The following is a 15896-nucleotide window of genomic DNA, read 5'->3' on the forward strand; positions in this document are numbered from 1 at the left end:
GTGTCTGTGCCAAAGGTCCTGGTCACCGGCTCGGCCGGCTTCATCGGTGGTTATGTCGTCGAGGAGCTGCTGTCCCGCGGCTACCAGGTGGTCGGCCTGGACAACTACTCGAAGTACGGTCCGGTCACCCGTAGCTACGACTCCCACCCCGACTACCGGTTCGTCGAGGGCGACGCGCGCGACGTCGACCTCGTCACGGAGCTGCTCGACGGTTGCGACCACTTCATCGCCGGCGCGGCGATGATCGGTGGCATCTCCTACTTCCACGCCTACGCCTACGACCTGCTCGCCACCAACGAGCGGATCATGGCCTCCTCCTGCGACGCGGCCATCAAGGCGCACCGCGACGGCACCCTCAAGAAGATGACCTACCTGTCGTCGTCGATGGTCTTCGAGTCGACCACGCACTGGCCGTCGAAAGAGGGCGACGAGCGTCTCGTGCCGCCGCCGCTGTCGTCGTACGGCTTCCAGAAGCTCGCCGTCGAGTACTACGCGAAGGCCGCCTGGGACCAGTACAAGCTGCCCTACTCGATCGTCCGCCCGTTCAACTGCGTCGGCGTCGGCGAGGGCCGCGCGCTCGGCGAGGTCGAGGTCCTGTCCGGCAACGTGAAGCTCGCCATGTCGCACGTCGTGCCCGACCTGGTGCAGAAGATCGTGAAGGGCCAGGACCCGCTGCACATCCTCGGCACCGGCGAGCAGGTCCGCCACTACACCTACGGCGGCGACCTGGCCAAGGGCATCATCGCCGTCATGGAGCACGACGACGCCCTCAACCAGGACTTCAACATCTCCACCGCCGAGTCGACCACGGTGCTGGAGCTCGCCGAGGTGATCTGGAAGAAGATCAAGGGCGACAGCGTGCCGTTCAGCGTCGTGTCCGACGACCCGTACGAGTACGACGTGCAGAAGCGCGTCCCGGACGTGTCGAAGGCCAAGGAGGTCCTCGGCTACGAGGCGACCACGTCGCTCGACGAGATGCTCGACGAGGTCATCCCGTGGGTGACCCAGGCCGTGGCCGACGGCAAGCTGTAGATTCCGCTCCCGCTCGGTTTCCGGCGGGCCGGCTGTTTTTGAGGCGGGCGCCTCGCACTGCGGTGCGGGGCGCCCGTTCGTTTGACCCGGTGTGAACGCTGTCCGCTGGGCCCTGCCGCTGTTCTTCGCCGCCGGCCTGCTCCGCGGCGGGTTCAACAGCGTCTGGGCCGAGGACGGGCAGGAGTTCCTCACCGACGCGTTGAGCCTGCCCTGGTACGAACCCTTCGCGACGCCCTTCAACGGCTACTTCCACACCGTGGCCCGTGGGTGCTTCGCCGTCATCGCCCTCTTCCCCGTCTCCTGGGCCGCGGCGCTCAACGCCACCTTCGCCGCCGCCCTCACCGCGCTGCTGGCCACCGCCGTGTTCGCCGCCGCCCGGGACCGCTTGGGGGCCGGCGCCGGGGCCGGCGCCTGGGTCGTCGCCGGGGCCGCCGCCGTGCCGGTGGGGTACGTGCCGAACACCCTCGCGCAGCTGCAGTTCCCCCTCGTGTACGCGGGACTGTGGATGCTGCTGTGGTCGCCGTCGCGGACCTTCCCGCGGGTGGTCGCGTGCACCCTGCCGGCGCTGGCCGTGCTCAACTCGATCCTCGGGCTGCTGCTCGTGCCGGTGGCGCTGCTGCGGCTCGGGCTCCGCCGCGACCTGGACGCGCTGCTGCGGGCCGGTGTCCTGCTGCCCGGTGCGGCGTTGCAGCTCGTGCCGCTGCTGGCGGGCGGGTCGCGGCGGGACGTGGGGGAGCGCCCCGACCTGGACCCGGTCTCCGTCGCCGGCACCTACCTGCGCTGGGGCGTGCCGCGCTCGTTCCTCGGCTTCCTCGACGCCTTCGACGACGCATGGCTCTCGCACCGTGCCGTCGTGCTGCTCGGCCTGGCGGTCCCCGCCGCCTGCGCCGGGCTCGCGCTGCTGCGCCGGACCCGGCCGCAGTGGCGGCTCGCGGCGCTCCTGGCCGGGTTCGCCGCGTTCGCGGGCGCGTTCCAGCTCGCCGTGCACGGCGCCCCCGAGGGCCGGTACCTGGTGCTGATCACGTTGCCCAACATCGCCGCGGCCGTCGCCCTGACACTCCCCGGTGATCGTCCGGACGGCCGGTTCGGGGCCGTCCCGTTTGTCGCGTTGGCGACACTCGTGGCGGCGGTGAGCGTCGCCGGTCTGCGACCGGACGGCTACACCGACGGCCTCCCGCGCTGGGACACCACCGTGTCGTACGCCCGCGCCCAATGCCAAGCGGAGCCCCGTTTGCGGAGGGTGACGGTCCATACCGCACAGTGGCCGGTCCTCGGCTGGGAGGCCGTCCTGCCCTGCGACCGGCTCCGTTGACGGTGTTCAACATCGCGATGCCTGAACGCTCACCCGCGTTGGGCAGCCGTTGCGGCGGCGTGGCGTTCGGGAGAGACTCGGCGTCGTGGTGGAACAGTGGTGGTGAGCACCTGGCCGGTTGTACCGTTCGGCCGCGCCGATCTCCTGGCGCACGCCCGCGAGCGCCTTGCGGGCGGCGGTGGCGTGCTGCTCTACGGCCCCGCGGGCATCGGCAAGTCCACCATCCTCGACGCCATCGCGGGCGCCGAGACCGACGCGCTCGTGCTGCGCGCCGCCGCCGCGGAGGCCGAGGCGGACCTGCCGTACCTGGCGCTCGTCGACCTCTTCGACGGCGCGCCCGACGCCGCCGAGCACCTGCCCGCGCACCTGCGCGCCGCCCTCGACGGCGCCCTGCTGCGCAGCGCCCTGCCCGCGACCCCGCACGACCAGCTCGCCGTGCGCCTCGCCGTGCTCGAGCTCCTGCGCGCCCTCGCCGCCGACCGCACCCTGCTCCTCGTCCTCGACGACGTCCAGTGGATCGACGAGCCGAGCGCCGAGGTCCTCCGGTTCGTCGCCCGCCGGCTCGGCGAGGCACCCGTGCGCATCCTCGCCGCCGAGCGGATCACCGACGGCGACCGCCCCACCCGCCTCGACCTGTGCCCACCGCCGGGCACGACGCTGCTGGTGCCGCCGCTGCCCGAGAGCGACGTCGCCGACCTGCTCCGGGCCAGGTTCGGCGCCGAGGCCGGACGCGCGCACCTGCACCGGATCTACGAGGCCAGCGCCGGCAACCCGCTGTACGCCGTCGAGCTCGGCCGCGCGCTCGGCGTGGCACCGGTGCCGACCACCGACCCCCTGCCCGTGCCCGACCGTCTCCGCTCGCTGCTGGCCGCGCGGCTCGCGGCGCTCCCCGCCCCGGACTGGCCCGCGCTGCTGGTCGTCGCGGCCGCCGCCCGTCCCAGCCTCGCCCTCCTGCAGCGGTGCGGCCTCGCCGAGCACCACCTCGACGCGGCGCTGGCGTCGTCGGTGCTGGATGCCGACGCCGACGGAGCGATCCGGTTCAGCCACCCGCTGCTGCGCGAGATGGTGTACGCCGACGCGACCGCCGCCGCCCGCCGCGAGGCCCACGAACGCCTCGCCGACACCGTCTCCGACCCGGTCGACCGGGCCCGGCACCTCGCCGCCGCCCGCCCCGAGCCCGACGAGGCCCTCGCGGAGTGCCTCGCCGACGCGGCGTCCGCGGCGCGCCTCCGCGGTGCCCCGGCCGTCGCCGCCGACCTCGCGGCCCTCGCGGCCGACCGCACGCCGCGCGACACCCCCGGCGTCGGCGCGGTCCGCCGGCTGAGCGCCGCGCAGTACGCGTACGCCGCAGGATCGCCCGCCGCCGCCCGCCGGCACGCGACCGCCGCGCTGCGCGACGCCGCCGACCGCCGCACCCGCATCGGCGCCCGGCTCCTGCTCGTCGAGATGTCCGGCGAGGACCACTCCAACTCCGGCCCGCTGCTGGACGCCGCCTTCGTCGAGGCCGTCGACGCCCCCGATCTGCTCGCGCACGTCCGCCTGTACAAAGGCGTCAAGGCCTACTACGACGGCGACGGCGAAGGAGCCCTCGCCGAGCTCAAGCGCGCCGAGGAGGCCGCCGAGCTGTGCGGTGACATGGAGCGGCTCGTCGAGGTGCTCAGCTGGAAGGGCAACATCCTGCTCGGCACCCAGGGCGACGAATACCTGGAACGCGCCGGCAAGCTCGCCCGCGGCCTCTCCCTGACCCCGGCGACCGTCGCCGCCCGGCAGGTCGCCGCGATGAGCCGCCTCTTCAAGGGCGAGACCGGCGAGGCCGTCCGCCGCATCGAGGCCCTGCGCATCGCCGTCGAACGGGCCGGCACCGTCCGCGACCTCGCCTCCGTCCTCGTGTCCGTCGCCGGCATCTACTGGCGCGCCGGCCGCTGCGCCGACGCCGTCGCCGCCGGCCGCGAATGCGTCCGCCTCTACGTCGACGTCGAGACCACTCCCGGCCCCGGCTACCTCGTGGCCGCCCTCGCCGAGAGCGGCGGCGGCACCGCCACGGCCGCCGCCGGCTACGCCGAACGCGGCCTCGCGGCCTGCCTCGCCGCCGGCGACGAGGACTGGATCAAGCTCGCCTACGCCGCCTCCGGCCTCGTCCACATGCTGCGCGGCGACCCGGTCGCGGCCGCCGAGGCGTTGCGCGAGGCGTACGCTCTCGACCAGCGCCTCGGCCGTCTCGACCCCGGCATCCTTCCCTGGCACGCCGACTTCATCGAGGCCCTCGTCGGCGCCGGCGCCCGGGCCGAGGCCGCCGAGGTGCTCGACGAGGTGTACAAGCACGCCCGGCACCTGGACCGCACGGTCGTCTTCCTCGGCCTGGCCCGCGCCCGCGCTGTCCTCACCGCCGCCACCGGCGAGGCCCGCGAGGGCGCCGAGGCGCTGCACCAGGCGATCGAGGAGTGGCAGGACCACCCGTACCCGCTGGAGGTCGCGCGGGCGTACTACACGCTGGGCGGCCTCGAACGCCGGGCCCACCGCCGCGGCGCCGCCCGGGCCGCCCTCTCCGAGGCCGTCCGCCGCTACGCGGCCGCCGAGGCACACCCCTGGCGTGAGGTCGCCGCCGCCGACCTGGCCCGCCTCGACGGCGGCCGCGGCGCAGGCCTCTCCGAGACCGAACGCCGCATCGTGGAGCTCGTCCGCGCCGGCGCCACGAACCGCGAGATCGCCCGCGCCCTCTTCCTGTCGATCAAGGCCGTCGAGGCGAACCTGACCCGCCTGTACCGCCGCCTGAACGTCCGCAACCGCGCCCAACTGGCCCGCGTCCTAGACCCTGAATAGCGCTGTAACTCCCCGCTGTAATTCCCCCCACCGCTTCGCGGCGGGGCCCGGCGGGGATTCTCACCCGCACCGCTGTGCTTCCGCCCCACCGCTGGCGCGGCGGGTCCCGGCGGGGATTCTCATCCGCACCCCAATGCGCCGCTGCGCGGCGCACAGCCGCGCGTGGCGCGCTGGCTGGGATCGCGCGTGCGCGCCGCATTCGGTGGCCGGCCGCCGTCGTCGTACCCATCGGGCCGTGCTGGAGCGCGTGGCCAGTCGACTCTGCCGGCGCCACCGGGGCACGACGGCCGTGGACCGCTCGACCCGCGTGATCGCTCGACCGGGCAGCGCGGCCTTGGGCGGCTCAACCGGCGGGACGGCTGGACCGGGCTATTCGACGAGCGGGCCTCTCGGCCGGTGGGCTGCTCGGCTGGCGGGCCACTCGACCGGGCAGCGCGGCCTTGGGCTGCTCGACCGGCGGGCGGCCTCGGGCGGCTCAACCGGCGGGACCGCTCGGACCGCAACACCGCTCGGCTCGACCCTCTGGACGGCGGCCCGGCGGAGGCTGACCGCCTGCACGGGGTCCTTGGACAGTGGGTCGGCTGCCAGGTCACCAGCGAGGGCCCGGTCATCCCGGCCGACTCGGACACCGGCCGGATCAGCAACCGGCGGGCCGGGCCTCGCCTGGGATCGCCGTCGATGGCTGCCGTCAGGATCGTCCCGGGTCGTGTCATCCGGGCCGCCGGTCGGGGCTGGGCAGCCCCAGGCGGGGGCTTGCGGTCCAGTCGAGCCGGTCCAGTCGAGCCGGTCCAGTCGAGCCGGTCCAGTCGAGCCGGTCCAGTCGAGCCGGTCCAGTCGAGCCGGTCCAGTCGAGCCGGTCCAGTCGAGCCGGTCCAGTCGAGCCGGTCCAGTCGAGCCGGGCTGGTGCAGATGGCCGGCTTGCGGGCTCGTTGTTGAGGTGGCCGGTGTCGAATCGTCAGGCGCTCCACGCTCCAGCGTCGACGCGCCACCGGGGGGAGCGTCGGTGAGGGTTGCTTCCTGTATTCGCGCGCGTGAAGGCGGGACGGGTTGTGGTGGTTGGCGGGCTGGGGGCGAAAGCGGTGGACGGGTCGGCGAGCGGTTACGGGACCCGTGATGGCCGCTGCGTTCCGGTCTCCAGCATCCTAACTCCATCCACCTAATTGACCTTGGGTGGTGCAGTTGGAGGGCTACGCAGTGTATCAGTTGAAGGGAATGCCGAGGCTGGAGTGACGGGGTCCGCAATCTGCTTGAAACCAACGCATGCATAGAGATACAGTTGGACGCATGGGAATACGAGTCGCTGTTGCGGGGGCTTCAGGGTACGCGGGTGGGGAGTTGCTGCGGCTGATCGCCGGGCATCCGCATCTCGACCTGGGGGTGGCAACCGGGTTTGCGCAGGCAGGGTCGAAGGTTGGAGCGGTGCACCCGCACGTGCGGTCGCTGCGTGATGTCGTCTTGGCGCCGACCGAGGCCGGGGTGCTCGCCGAGTCCGGCGCCGACCTCGTGTTCCTGGCGCTGCCGCACGGGGAGTCCGCGGCGCTCGCGGCGCAGCTGCCGGCGTCGGTGAAGGTGGTCGACATCGGCGCGGACTTCCGGCTCGCGGCGGCCACCGACTGGACGAAGTACTACCCCGGTGACCACGCCGGGACGTGGACGTATGGGCTGCCGGAGCTGCCCGGGCAGCGGGAGAGGATCGCGGCGTCCAGCCGGGTCGCCAACACCGGCTGCTACGCGGTGTCGGTGGTCCTCGCGCTCGCGCCGCTGATCGCCGCGGGTGTCGCCGACCCCGAGGACGTCGTGGTGGTCGCGGCGTCGGGGACGTCGGGGGCGGGCCGGTCCGCGAAGGTGCACCTGCTGGCGTCCGAGGTGATGGGGTCGCTGTCGCCGTACAAGGTGGGGGCGCACCAGCACGTGCCGGAGATCAAGCAGGCGACCGGGGCCAGGTCGCTGTCGATGACGCCGGTCCTGGCGCCGATGCCGCGGGGCATCCTGGCGACGGTGACGGCGAAGGCGAAGACCGCCGCGGACCCCGCCGAGGTGCTCCGGCAGGCGTACGACGGCGAACAGTTCGTCCAGGTGCTGCCGGAAGGGCAGTGGCCGCACACGGCGTCGACGTTCGGGAGCAACGCCGCGCACCTGCAGGCGACCGTGGACGTCGACAGCGGCAGGATCATCGTGGTCTCGGCGATCGACAACCTCGTCAAGGGTGCCGCGGGCCAGGCCGTACAGAATGCGAATCTGATGCTCGGGCTGCCTGAGGGTGCCGGGCTCACCGCCGATGGGATCGCGCCATGAGTGTCACCGCACCGAAGGGTTTCCGGGCCGCCGGGGTCGCCGCCGGCATCAAGGCCACCGCCGGAGCGCTGGATGTGGCGCTCGTCGTCAACGACGGGCCGGACTGGACGGCGGCGGCCGTGTTCACCGGCAACAGGATCAAAGCGGCGCCGGTGCTGTGGAGCCAGCAGGTCCTGCGGGCCGGCATCGTGCGGGCCGTCATCCTCAACTCCGGCGGCGCCAACGCGTGCACCGGGCCGTCGGGCTTCCAGGACACGCACGCGACCGCCGAGCACACCGCGGCCGTGCTGTCGGGGCGGGCGTCGCGGTTCCCGGTCGGGGCCGGTGACGTCGCGGTCTGCTCGACCGGCCTGATCGGTGAGCGGCTGCCGTTGAAGAAGCTGCTGTCCGGCGTCGACGCGGCCGCCCGCGGGCTGGCCCGCGACGGCGGGGCGGACGCCGCGAAGGCCATCATGACGACCGACACGGTGCCGAAGACGGCCGCCCGCAACGGGCAGGGGTTCACCGTCGGCGGGATGGCCAAGGGCGCCGGCATGCTCGCGCCGGGGCTCGCCACGATGCTGGTGGTGCTGACCACCGACGCCGTCGCCGACGCGGACGTGCTCGACGCGGCCCTCAGAGCCGCGACCAGGGTCTCGTTCGACCGGATCGACTCCGACGGCTGCATGTCGACCAACGACACGGTGCTGCTGATGGCCAGCGGCGCCGCCGGGATCCAGCCGACCCAGGAGGAGCTGGCCGAGGCGGTCACCGCCGTCTGCAAGGACCTCGCCGAGCAGCTGGTCGCCGACGCGGAGGGCGCGACGAAGGAGATCGCGATCGAGGTCACCGGCGCGGCGAGCGAGGACGACGCGGTCGAGGTCGGCCGGTCGATCGCCCGCAACAACCTGGTGAAGACCGCGTTCTTCGGCAACGACCCCAACTGGGGCCGGATCCTGGCCGCGATCGGCACCACGGAGGCCGCGTTCGAGGCCGACGAGGTCGACGTCGCCATCAACGGCGTGTGGATCTGCAAGGGCGGGGCGGCCGGCGAGGACCGCTCCAAGGTCGACCTCAGCGCCCGCGAGGTCACGGTCACCGTCGACCTGCACGCGGGTGCGGCGGCGGCCACGGTACTGACCAACGACCTGTCCATGGGCTACGTGCACGAGAACTCGGCGTACTCGTCGTGACGGCGAAGGCGAACGTCGTGACGGCGAAGGCGAACGTCGTGACGGCGAAGGCGAACGCAGCATGAACGGGCGGAACCTCGGCATCGCGCTGGGCAAGGCGAACACCCTCATCGAGGCGCTGCCCTGGCTGGAGCGGTTCTCCGGCTCGACCGTCGTCGTCAAGTACGGCGGCAACGCCATGCTCGACAACGAGCTGAAGCGCGCGTTCGCCGCCGACATGGTGTTCCTGCGCCACGTCGGCATCAAGCCGGTCGTCGTGCACGGCGGCGGCCCGCAGATCTCGGCGATGCTCAAACGGCTCGGCATCGCCAGCGAGTTCAAGGGCGGCCTGCGCGTCACCACCCCCGAGACCGCCGACGTGGTCCGGATGGTGCTCGTCGGGCAGGTCGGCCGGGAGCTCGTGGGTCTGATCAACGAGCACGGCCCGCACGCCGTCGGCATGTCCGGCGAGGACGCGGGCCTGTTCACCGCGGTGCGCCGGCCCGCGATCGTCGACGGCTCGCCGGTCGACATCGGCCAGGTCGGCGACGTCGAGCACGTCAACGTCGGCGCCGTCGCCGACCTCATCGCCGCCGGGCGGATCCCGGTCGTGTCGACGGTCGCGCCCGACGCCGACGGGGTGCTGCACAACCTCAACGCCGACACCGCCGCCGGGGCGCTCGCCATCGCGCTCAAGGCCCGCAAGCTCGTGGTGCTCACCGACGTGGAGGGCCTCTACGCCCGCTACCCGGACCCGGAGTCGCTGATCTCGCAGCTGACCGCGGACGAGCTCACCGAGCTGCTGCCGACGCTCGAGTCGGGGATGGTGCCGAAGATGGAGGCGTGCCTGCGCGCCGTCAAGGGCGGCGTGCCCGCCGCGCACGTCGTCGACGGCAGGGTGCCCCACTCCCTGCTGCTGGAAGTCTTCACATCGGAAGGGTTCGGGACCATGGTGGTGAGCTCATGACGCTGGTGCAGCGGTTCGAGGCGTCGGTGATGAACACGTACGGGCCGCCGTCGCTGGGACTCGTCAGCGGCAGCGGATCCGTCGTCGTCGACGAGGCCGGACGGTCCTATGTGGACCTGCTCGGCGGGATCGCGGTCAACCTGCTCGGCCACGCCCACCCCGCGGTCGTCGCCGCCGTGACGCAGCAGATCGCCACGCTCGGCCACGTGTCCAACCTGTTCGCGTCGCCGCCGGTCGTCGCCCTCGCCGAGCGGCTCCTGGACCTCGGCGGCCGGCCGGGCGCGGTGTTCTTCGGCAACTCCGGCGCCGAGGCCAACGAGGCCGCGTTCAAGCTGTCCCGCCGCACCGGCCGCACGAAGATCGTGGCCGCGCAGGCCGGCTTCCACGGCCGCACCATGGGCGCGCTCGCGCTCACCGGGCAGCCCGCGAAGCAGGAGCCGTTCCGCCCGCTGCCCGGCGAGGTCGTGCACGTCCCGTACGGTGACGTCGCCGCGCTCGAGGCGGCCGTCGACGGCGACACGGCGATGGTGCTGCTCGAGCCGATCCAGGGCGAGTCCGGGGTCGTGGTCCCGCCCGCCGGCTACCTCACCGCCGCGCGGGAGGTCACCGCCCGGCACGGCGCGCTGCTCGCCCTCGACGAGGTGCAGACCGGTATCGGCCGGACCGGGCACTGGTTCGCCCACCAGGCCGAGGGTGTGCGCCCCGACGTCGTGACCCTCGCCAAGGGTCTCGGCGGCGGGCTGCCGCTCGGCGCGATGATCGCGTTCGACGGCGCCGCCACCCTGCTCGGCCCCGGCCAGCACGCGTCCACGTTCGGCGGCAACCCGGTCTGCTGCGCCGCCGCCCTCGCGGTGCTCGACACCATCGAGTCCGAGCACCTCCTCGAGCACGTCAAGCAGCTCAGCGAGCGCATCCGCCGCGGCGTCGAGGCCATCGACAGCCCGCTCGTCAGGGAGGTCCGCGGGGCGGGGCTGCTGCTCGGCATCGTCCTCAACGGGCCGGCCGCCGGCGCGCTCGCCGCCGTGCTGCGCGACGCCGGGTTCCTCGCCCAGGCGGCGCAGCCGGACGTGCTGCGCATCGCGCCGCCGCTCATCCTCACCGACGAGCAGGCCGACGCGTTCCTCGCCGCGCTCGGCCCGGCCCTGGACGCGGTGCGGGCCTGATGCCTCGTCATCTGCTCAGGGACGACGACCTGACCACGGCCGAGCAGGCGGAGATCCTCGACCTGGCCGCGGCGATGAAGGCCGACCGGCACGGGTTCAAGCCCTTCGCCGGTCCGCGGTCCGTCGCCGTCATCTTCGAGAAGCAGTCGCTGCGGACGCGGGTCTCGTTCGAGGTCGGCATCGCCGAGCTCGGCGGCACCCCGCTCATCATCGACGCGGTCAGCACCCACTTCGGCCGGGGTGAGGAGATCGGTGACGCGGCGAAGGTCCTGTCGCGGTACGTGTCGGCGATCGTCATCCGGTCCAATGTGGACGCCCGCGTGGCGGAGCTGGCCGAGCACGCGACGGTGCCGGTCGTCAACGCGCTCACCGACGGTTTCCACCCGTGTCAGCTGCTCGCGGATCTTCTGACGGTACGGGAGCGCCTCGGCTCGACGCAGGGCCGGACCCTCACGTACCTCGGCGACACCGCGAACAACATGGCCAACTCCTACGCGCTCGCCGGGGTCACCGCCGGCATGCGGGTGCGCCTGAGCGGCCCGGCCGGCTTCGAGCCCGACGCGTCCATTGTGGACGCCGCGCGCCGGCGGGGCGGCGTCGAATGGGTGCCGGACCCTGCGGAGGCCGTGAAGGACGCGGACGTCGTCGTCACGGACACGTGGACGTCGATGGGTCAGGAGGGCGACGGGCTCGACCGGATCACGCCCTTCCGCCCCTACCAGGTGAACGCGGAGCTCCTCGCGAACGCCCATGCCAACGCTATCGTGCTGCACTGCCTGCCCGCGCACCGTGGCGACGAAATCACCTCCGAGGTGATGGACGGCCCGCAGAGCGCGATCTGGGACGAGGCCGAGAACCGGTTGCACGCCCAGAAGGCGTTGCTGGCCTGGCTGCTGGACCATTCGTGAGCGGCGCGGAGGGCGACCGCCGCGCCGCGGCCGGGGCGACGTCATGAGCGTTCCCGTCTCGAAGGCCGCGCGGCACGACCGGATCGCGTCGCTGATCCGCGGGTCGGCGGTGCGGTCGCAGACGGAGCTGGCGGAGCTGCTGGCCGCGGACGGGATCCAGGTGACGCAGGCGACGCTGTCGCGGGACCTCGAGGAGCTGCGGGCCGTCAAGGTCCGCGGCGAGTACCTCATCCCCGAGGACGGCGAGCGGGCGCTGCGCCCGGCGGAGGAGGCCCCGACCCGGCTGATCCGGCTGCTGCGGGAGCTGCTCACCGGCGCCGACAGCTCCGGCAACCTCGTCGTCCTGCGCACCCCGCCGGGCGCCGCGCAGTTCCTCGCCAGCGCCATCGACCGCACCGGGCTGCCCGACATCGTCGGCACCATCGCCGGCGACGACACCATCATGGTCGTCGCCCGGCAGGGGCCCGACCCGCTCGGACAGCCGACCGCCGGAGAGCTGCTCGCGGCGAAACTCACCGAATGGGCCCATCTCGACGGCCCGTCGAAATAACGCGATCTTGCACATGGAAGGATCGTCGCGTGGCAACTTCGTCTTCTGAGTCCCCGACCCGTCTCTGGGGCGGCCGGTTCGCGGGCGGGCCCGCCGAGGCCCTCGCCCGGCTGTCGGTGAGCGTGCAGTTCGACTGGCGGCTGGCGCCCTACGACCTGGCCGGGTCGCGGGCGCACGCGCGGGTCCTCGCCCGGGCCGGGCTGCTCGACGCCGACGAGCTCGGCCGGATGCTCGCCGCGCTCGACGACCTGGAGTCGGCGTGCGCCGCCGGCGAGTTCCGGCCCACGGTCGACGACGAGGACGTGCACACCGCCCTCGAGCGGGGTCTGCTGGAGCGCCTCGGCGCGCTCGGCGGGAAGCTGCGCGCCGGCCGGTCCCGCAACGACCAGGTCGCCACCGACCTGCGGCTGTACCTGCGTGACCACGCCCGCGGCGTCGCCGCCCGGATCGTGGAGCTCGCCGACGCGCTCGTCGAGCAGGCCGCCCGGCACGTCGACACGCCCGCGCCCGGGTTCACGCACCTCCAGCCGGCGCAGCCGATCGCGTTCGGCCACCAGCTGCTCGCGCACGTGCAGTCGCTGCTGCGCGACCTCGACCGGCTCCGCGACTGGGACGCGCGCGCCTCGGTCAGCCCGCTCGGCGCCGGCGCCCTCGCCGGGTCGTCGCTGCCGCTGGACCCGACGCAGGTGGCGAAGGAGCTCGGGTTCGCCAGCGCCGCGGCCAACTCGATCGACGCCGTCTCCGACCGGGACTTCGTCGCGGAGTTCCTGTTCGTCGCGGCCCTCACCGGCGTGCACCTGTCGCGGCTCGGTGAGGAGGTCGTGCTGTGGACGACCCCCGCGTTCGGCTGGGTGCAGCTCGACGACGCGTTCGCGACCGGGTCGTCGATCATGCCGCAGAAGAAGAACCCTGACATCGCCGAGCTCGCCCGCGGCAAGTCCGGCCGGCTCATCGGCGGCCTCACCGGCGTCCTGGCGATGCTCAAGGGCCTGCCGCTGGCGTACGACCGGGACCTGCAGGAGGACAAGGAGCCGGTGTTCGACGCGGTCGACACCCTGGAGCTGGTCCTGCCCGCGATGGCCGGGATGGTCTCCACGATGACGGTCCGGGTCGACCGGCTCGCCGAGCAGGCGCCGGTCGGCTACACCCTGGCCACCGAGGTCGCCGAGTGGCTCGTCCGGCAGGGCGTGGCGTTCCGCGACGCACACGAGATCACGGGCAAGCTCGTCGTGATCGCGGCGGCCCGCGACATCGGCCTCGACGAGGTCTCCGACGAGGACCTGCAGGCAGTCAGCCCGCACCTGACGCCCGCGGTCCGCGAGGTGTTCTCCGTCCCCGGCGCCCTGGCGGCGCGCACCACGCCCGGGTCGACGGGCCCCGGGCCGGTCGCCGACCAGCTCGCGGTCGCCGGGGGCAAGCTCGACAGTTGGCGGTCCTGGGCGGCGGAGACGGTGCTACCGTCCGAATGATGCGGGTGACACAGTGCGACGGGTGACGCAGAACGTGCTCGGCGACGCGTCGGTGCTGCGCGTCACCGAGGCCGACGTCCCGCACCCCGGCCCGACCGAGATCCTGGTCGAGATGCACGCCGCCGGCGTCAACCCGGTCGACTGGAAGGTCCGCTCCGGCGGCGGCTTCCTCGGCACCCCGCCGTTCACCGTCGGCTGGGAGCTGTCCGGGGTCGTCGCCGCGACCGGCACCGGCGTCACCAGGTTCGCCGTCGGCGACGAGGTGTTCGGCATGCCCCGCTTCCCCGGGGAGGCGGCCGCCTACGCCGAGTACGTCACCGGGCCCGCCCGGCAGTTCGCGCTGAAACCGCTCAACCTCAGCCACGAGCAGGCCGGCGGGCTCGCGCTCGCCGGCCTCACCGCCTGGCAGGTCCTCGTCGAGACGGCCGGTGTCCTCGAAGGGCAGCGGGTGCTGGTCCCGGCCGCGGCCGGCGGCGTCGGCCACCTCGCCGTGCAGATCGCGAAGGCCCGCGGCGCGTACGTGATCGGCACCGCGTCGGCACCCAAGCACGACTTCGTGCGGTCCCTCGGCGCCGACGAGGTCCTGGACCACCAGCCCGGCGACCTGGCCGGCGTGAAGGACATCGACGTGGCCGTCGCCACGATCGCGGGGCAGATCCCGGAGCTGGTGGCGACCCTCGGGCCGGAAGGGGCGCTCGTCGCCCTCAACGGCGCCGACGAGGCCGCCGTGATCGAGGCGGGCGGCGTGTTCCTGCTCGCCGAGCCCGACCGCGCCGGCCTCGAGCACCTCACGGCGCTCGTGCTCGACGGCCGGCTCACCGTCCACGTCGACCGGGTCTTCCCGCTCGACCAGGTCGTCCGCGCGCACGAGTACGGCGAGCTCGGCCACACGACCGGCAAGGTGGTCCTGACGCCGTAAGCCGGCCGTGGGCCGGCCGTGGGTCAGTGGGACACGGCGTAGTGCAGGATCACGTTGTGGATGTGCTGGGTCTTCTCGACCCCGCGGACCTCGATCTCGTACGTGTGGGCGCCGACGTGGACGGCGATGTTGCCGCTGCTGAAGAAGTTGCCCGCCCACGACTTGTTGCTCACGATCGAGACGGCGGTCACCTTCTGGTAGGGGATCGACGTGAGTGCGAGCCGCTTGCCGACGAACGAGCGGTCCTGCAGGATCACGCGTCGGTCGGTCAGGCCGATGAACCCGGTGCCGATGCCGACGGCGTCGTAGACGGCGATGATGGTCTCGCCGGGCAGCAGACCGGACTGGATCTGCTCGAACTGTTCACGGCGGTCGTACTTCACCTGTTGGGCCATGTGTCCAACGTAGACCGACCCCTCAACCCGGCCGGTGGCGCGCATGGGTCATCCTTGACGGCACATCACGTCGAGGAGGACCCGTGCCGATCCTGTTCCGCAAGGCGATGCGTTTCGGCCCGCTGGTGCTGAACTTCACCCCGAAGGGCCTGTCCTCGTGGGGGTTGAAGATCGGCAAGTGGTCGTGGAACTCGAAGACCAGGGCGCACCGCTACGACCTGCCCGGCCCGTTCTCGTGGCGCAGCCGCGGCCGCCGCAGCGGCAGCTGAAGCCCTGGCGCAGCCGAAGCCGCAGCTGAGAAGCCGAAAGCTGAGGCTGAGCGGCCGCAGTTGAAGAAGCCCGCGGAGGCCGAAACCGCCTACCGGTCGCCGCGGGAGGACGACCCGTTGCTGAACACGCGCACCGGGACGTTCACCGTGCCCGGGTCGACGCTCCACTGTGCCGCGACCCGGTGCACGTCGCCGTCGTCGACGAGCTGACCGAAGGACCGCTCCAGGTCCGACGCCTCGCCGATCTCGTCGATCTCGCCGTCGGTGGCGGCGAACGACCGGAGCAGATCCCCCGACCGGGCGCGCTGCCACCGGTACACCTGCAGCCCTCGATGTGACGAGAAGAACTGCACCTCGGTCTCCAGGGCCGCGCTGAGCCCCGTCACGTCCGGCCGGTCCTTCATGAGCGCCATGCCCAGGACCAGGACCCACCCGTCGACCGGGGGCGTCACGATCAGGCGGTCGTCGGTGAAGTACGCCAGGTCGACGCCGGCCCGCCAGCCGGTCTCGCCGAGCTCGGTGAGTCCGAGCGCCGCCGCCGGGTCCCGGTCGCGCACGGCCAGCCACGCCATCTTCTGCACGCTTCGACGCTACCCCGCGACGCGGGGCTTGACGCGGCGGCGGCGAGGTTGCATGGTTAGTTACA

At 73.1% G+C, this 15896-nt stretch carries 14 protein-coding genes; 12 read left to right on the forward strand and 2 right to left on the reverse strand.

The window, feature by feature from the left end:
* Window positions 1-6 precede the first annotated feature (6 nt).
* The 11 genes from ACQEVZ_RS38385 (at window position 7) to ACQEVZ_RS38435 (ending at window position 14586) form a co-directional block, all read left to right on the forward strand.
* The gene (locus tag ACQEVZ_RS38385) at window positions 7-1032 is read left to right on the forward strand and encodes an NAD-dependent epimerase/dehydratase family protein (RefSeq protein WP_344503597.1); all 1026 of its coding nucleotides are present in this window, start codon (window positions 7-9) and stop codon (window positions 1030-1032) included.
* A gap of 91 nt (window positions 1033-1123) precedes the next feature.
* A complete protein-coding gene (locus tag ACQEVZ_RS38390; protein WP_433375736.1) occupies window positions 1124-2344 on the forward strand; it encodes a hypothetical protein in 1221 nt (406 codons plus the stop codon).
* Between the two features lie 102 nt (window positions 2345-2446).
* Window positions 2447-5164 (forward strand): AAA family ATPase, encoded by a 2718-nt coding sequence (locus ACQEVZ_RS38395; protein WP_354903779.1) that lies wholly within the window; start codon window positions 2447-2449, stop codon window positions 5162-5164.
* A 1284-nt stretch (window positions 5165-6448) separates the two neighbouring features.
* Complete coding sequence (gene argC, locus ACQEVZ_RS38400) at window positions 6449-7459, forward strand: N-acetyl-gamma-glutamyl-phosphate reductase (RefSeq protein ID WP_433375740.1); 1011 nt, start codon at window positions 6449-6451, stop codon at window positions 7457-7459.
* The gene (gene argJ, locus ACQEVZ_RS38405) at window positions 7456-8631 is read left to right on the forward strand and encodes a bifunctional glutamate N-acetyltransferase/amino-acid acetyltransferase ArgJ (RefSeq protein ID WP_344503601.1); all 1176 of its coding nucleotides are present in this window, start codon (window positions 7456-7458) and stop codon (window positions 8629-8631) included. The genes argC and argJ overlap by 4 nt, the downstream gene beginning before the upstream one ends.
* Before the next feature lie 61 nt (window positions 8632-8692).
* A complete protein-coding gene (gene argB, locus ACQEVZ_RS38410; RefSeq protein WP_344503602.1) occupies window positions 8693-9577 on the forward strand; it encodes an acetylglutamate kinase in 885 nt (294 codons plus the stop codon).
* Window positions 9574-10740, forward strand: a complete 1167-nt coding sequence (locus ACQEVZ_RS38415; protein ID WP_344503603.1) for an acetylornithine transaminase — start codon at window positions 9574-9576, stop codon at window positions 10738-10740. The genes argB and ACQEVZ_RS38415 overlap by 4 nt, the downstream gene beginning before the upstream one ends.
* Complete coding sequence (gene argF / locus ACQEVZ_RS38420) at window positions 10740-11648, forward strand: ornithine carbamoyltransferase (RefSeq protein WP_433375745.1); 909 nt, start codon at window positions 10740-10742, stop codon at window positions 11646-11648. Before ACQEVZ_RS38415 ends, argF begins: the two co-directional genes overlap by 1 nt.
* 43 nt (window positions 11649-11691) lie before the next feature.
* Window positions 11692-12198, forward strand: a complete 507-nt coding sequence (locus ACQEVZ_RS38425; protein ID WP_344503606.1) for an arginine repressor — start codon at window positions 11692-11694, stop codon at window positions 12196-12198.
* Window positions 12199-12227: 29 nt separating this feature from the next.
* Window positions 12228-13667, forward strand: coding sequence for an argininosuccinate lyase (gene argH, locus ACQEVZ_RS38430; RefSeq protein ID WP_433375749.1), 1440 nt, complete (start codon window positions 12228-12230; stop codon window positions 13665-13667).
* 22 nt (window positions 13668-13689) lie between these two features.
* Entirely contained in the window at window positions 13690-14586 is an 897-nt protein-coding gene (locus tag ACQEVZ_RS38435) for an NADP-dependent oxidoreductase (protein ID WP_433375752.1), read from the forward strand.
* 23 nt (window positions 14587-14609) lie between these two features.
* Here the strand turns inward: ACQEVZ_RS38435 and ACQEVZ_RS38440 are convergent, their stop codons facing one another.
* Complete coding sequence (locus tag ACQEVZ_RS38440) at window positions 14610-14981, reverse strand: PH domain-containing protein (RefSeq protein WP_344503609.1); 372 nt, start codon at window positions 14979-14981, stop codon at window positions 14610-14612.
* Window positions 14982-15064: 83 nt separating this feature from the next.
* Here ACQEVZ_RS38440 and ACQEVZ_RS38445 point away from each other — a divergent pair, with 83 nt between their 5' ends.
* Window positions 15065-15250, forward strand: a complete 186-nt coding sequence (locus ACQEVZ_RS38445) for a DUF4236 domain-containing protein (protein ID WP_344503610.1) — start codon at window positions 15065-15067, stop codon at window positions 15248-15250.
* 89 nt (window positions 15251-15339) lie between these two features.
* On the opposite strand, the gene ACQEVZ_RS38450 is transcribed toward ACQEVZ_RS38445, so the two are convergent.
* Window positions 15340-15822 carry a hypothetical protein gene (locus ACQEVZ_RS38450; RefSeq protein WP_344503663.1) on the reverse strand — a complete coding sequence of 161 codons (483 nt, stop codon included), beginning with the start codon at window positions 15820-15822 and terminating at the stop codon, window positions 15340-15342.
* Between the last annotated feature and the right edge of the window lie 74 nt (window positions 15823-15896).

This window comes from Dactylosporangium sp. CA-152071 (assembly GCF_050936335.1).
Taxonomy (GTDB): Bacteria; Actinomycetota; Actinomycetes; order Mycobacteriales; family Micromonosporaceae; genus Dactylosporangium; species Dactylosporangium maewongense.

Bases quoted from the DNA above. Each gene is read 5' to 3' on its own strand.
- ACQEVZ_RS38440 (WP_344503609.1), bottom strand. From the start codon at position 14,981: ATGGCCCAACAGGTGAAGTACGACCGCCGTGAACAGTTCGAGCAGATC.
- argJ (WP_344503601.1), top strand. From the start codon at position 7,456: ATGAGTGTCACCGCACCGAAGGGTTTCCGGGCCGCCGGGGTCGCCGCC.
- ACQEVZ_RS38425 (WP_344503606.1), top strand. From the start codon at position 11,692: ATGAGCGTTCCCGTCTCGAAGGCCGCGCGGCACGACCGGATCGCGTCG.
- ACQEVZ_RS38415 (WP_344503603.1), top strand. From the start codon at position 9,574: ATGACGCTGGTGCAGCGGTTCGAGGCGTCGGTGATGAACACGTACGGG.
- argC (WP_433375740.1), top strand. From the start codon at position 6,449: ATGGGAATACGAGTCGCTGTTGCGGGGGCTTCAGGGTACGCGGGTGGG.
- argF (WP_433375745.1), top strand. From the start codon at position 10,740: ATGCCTCGTCATCTGCTCAGGGACGACGACCTGACCACGGCCGAGCAG.
- ACQEVZ_RS38450 (WP_344503663.1), bottom strand. From the start codon at position 15,822: ATGGCGTGGCTGGCCGTGCGCGACCGGGACCCGGCGGCGGCGCTCGGA.
- argB (WP_344503602.1), top strand. From the start codon at position 8,693: ATGAACGGGCGGAACCTCGGCATCGCGCTGGGCAAGGCGAACACCCTC.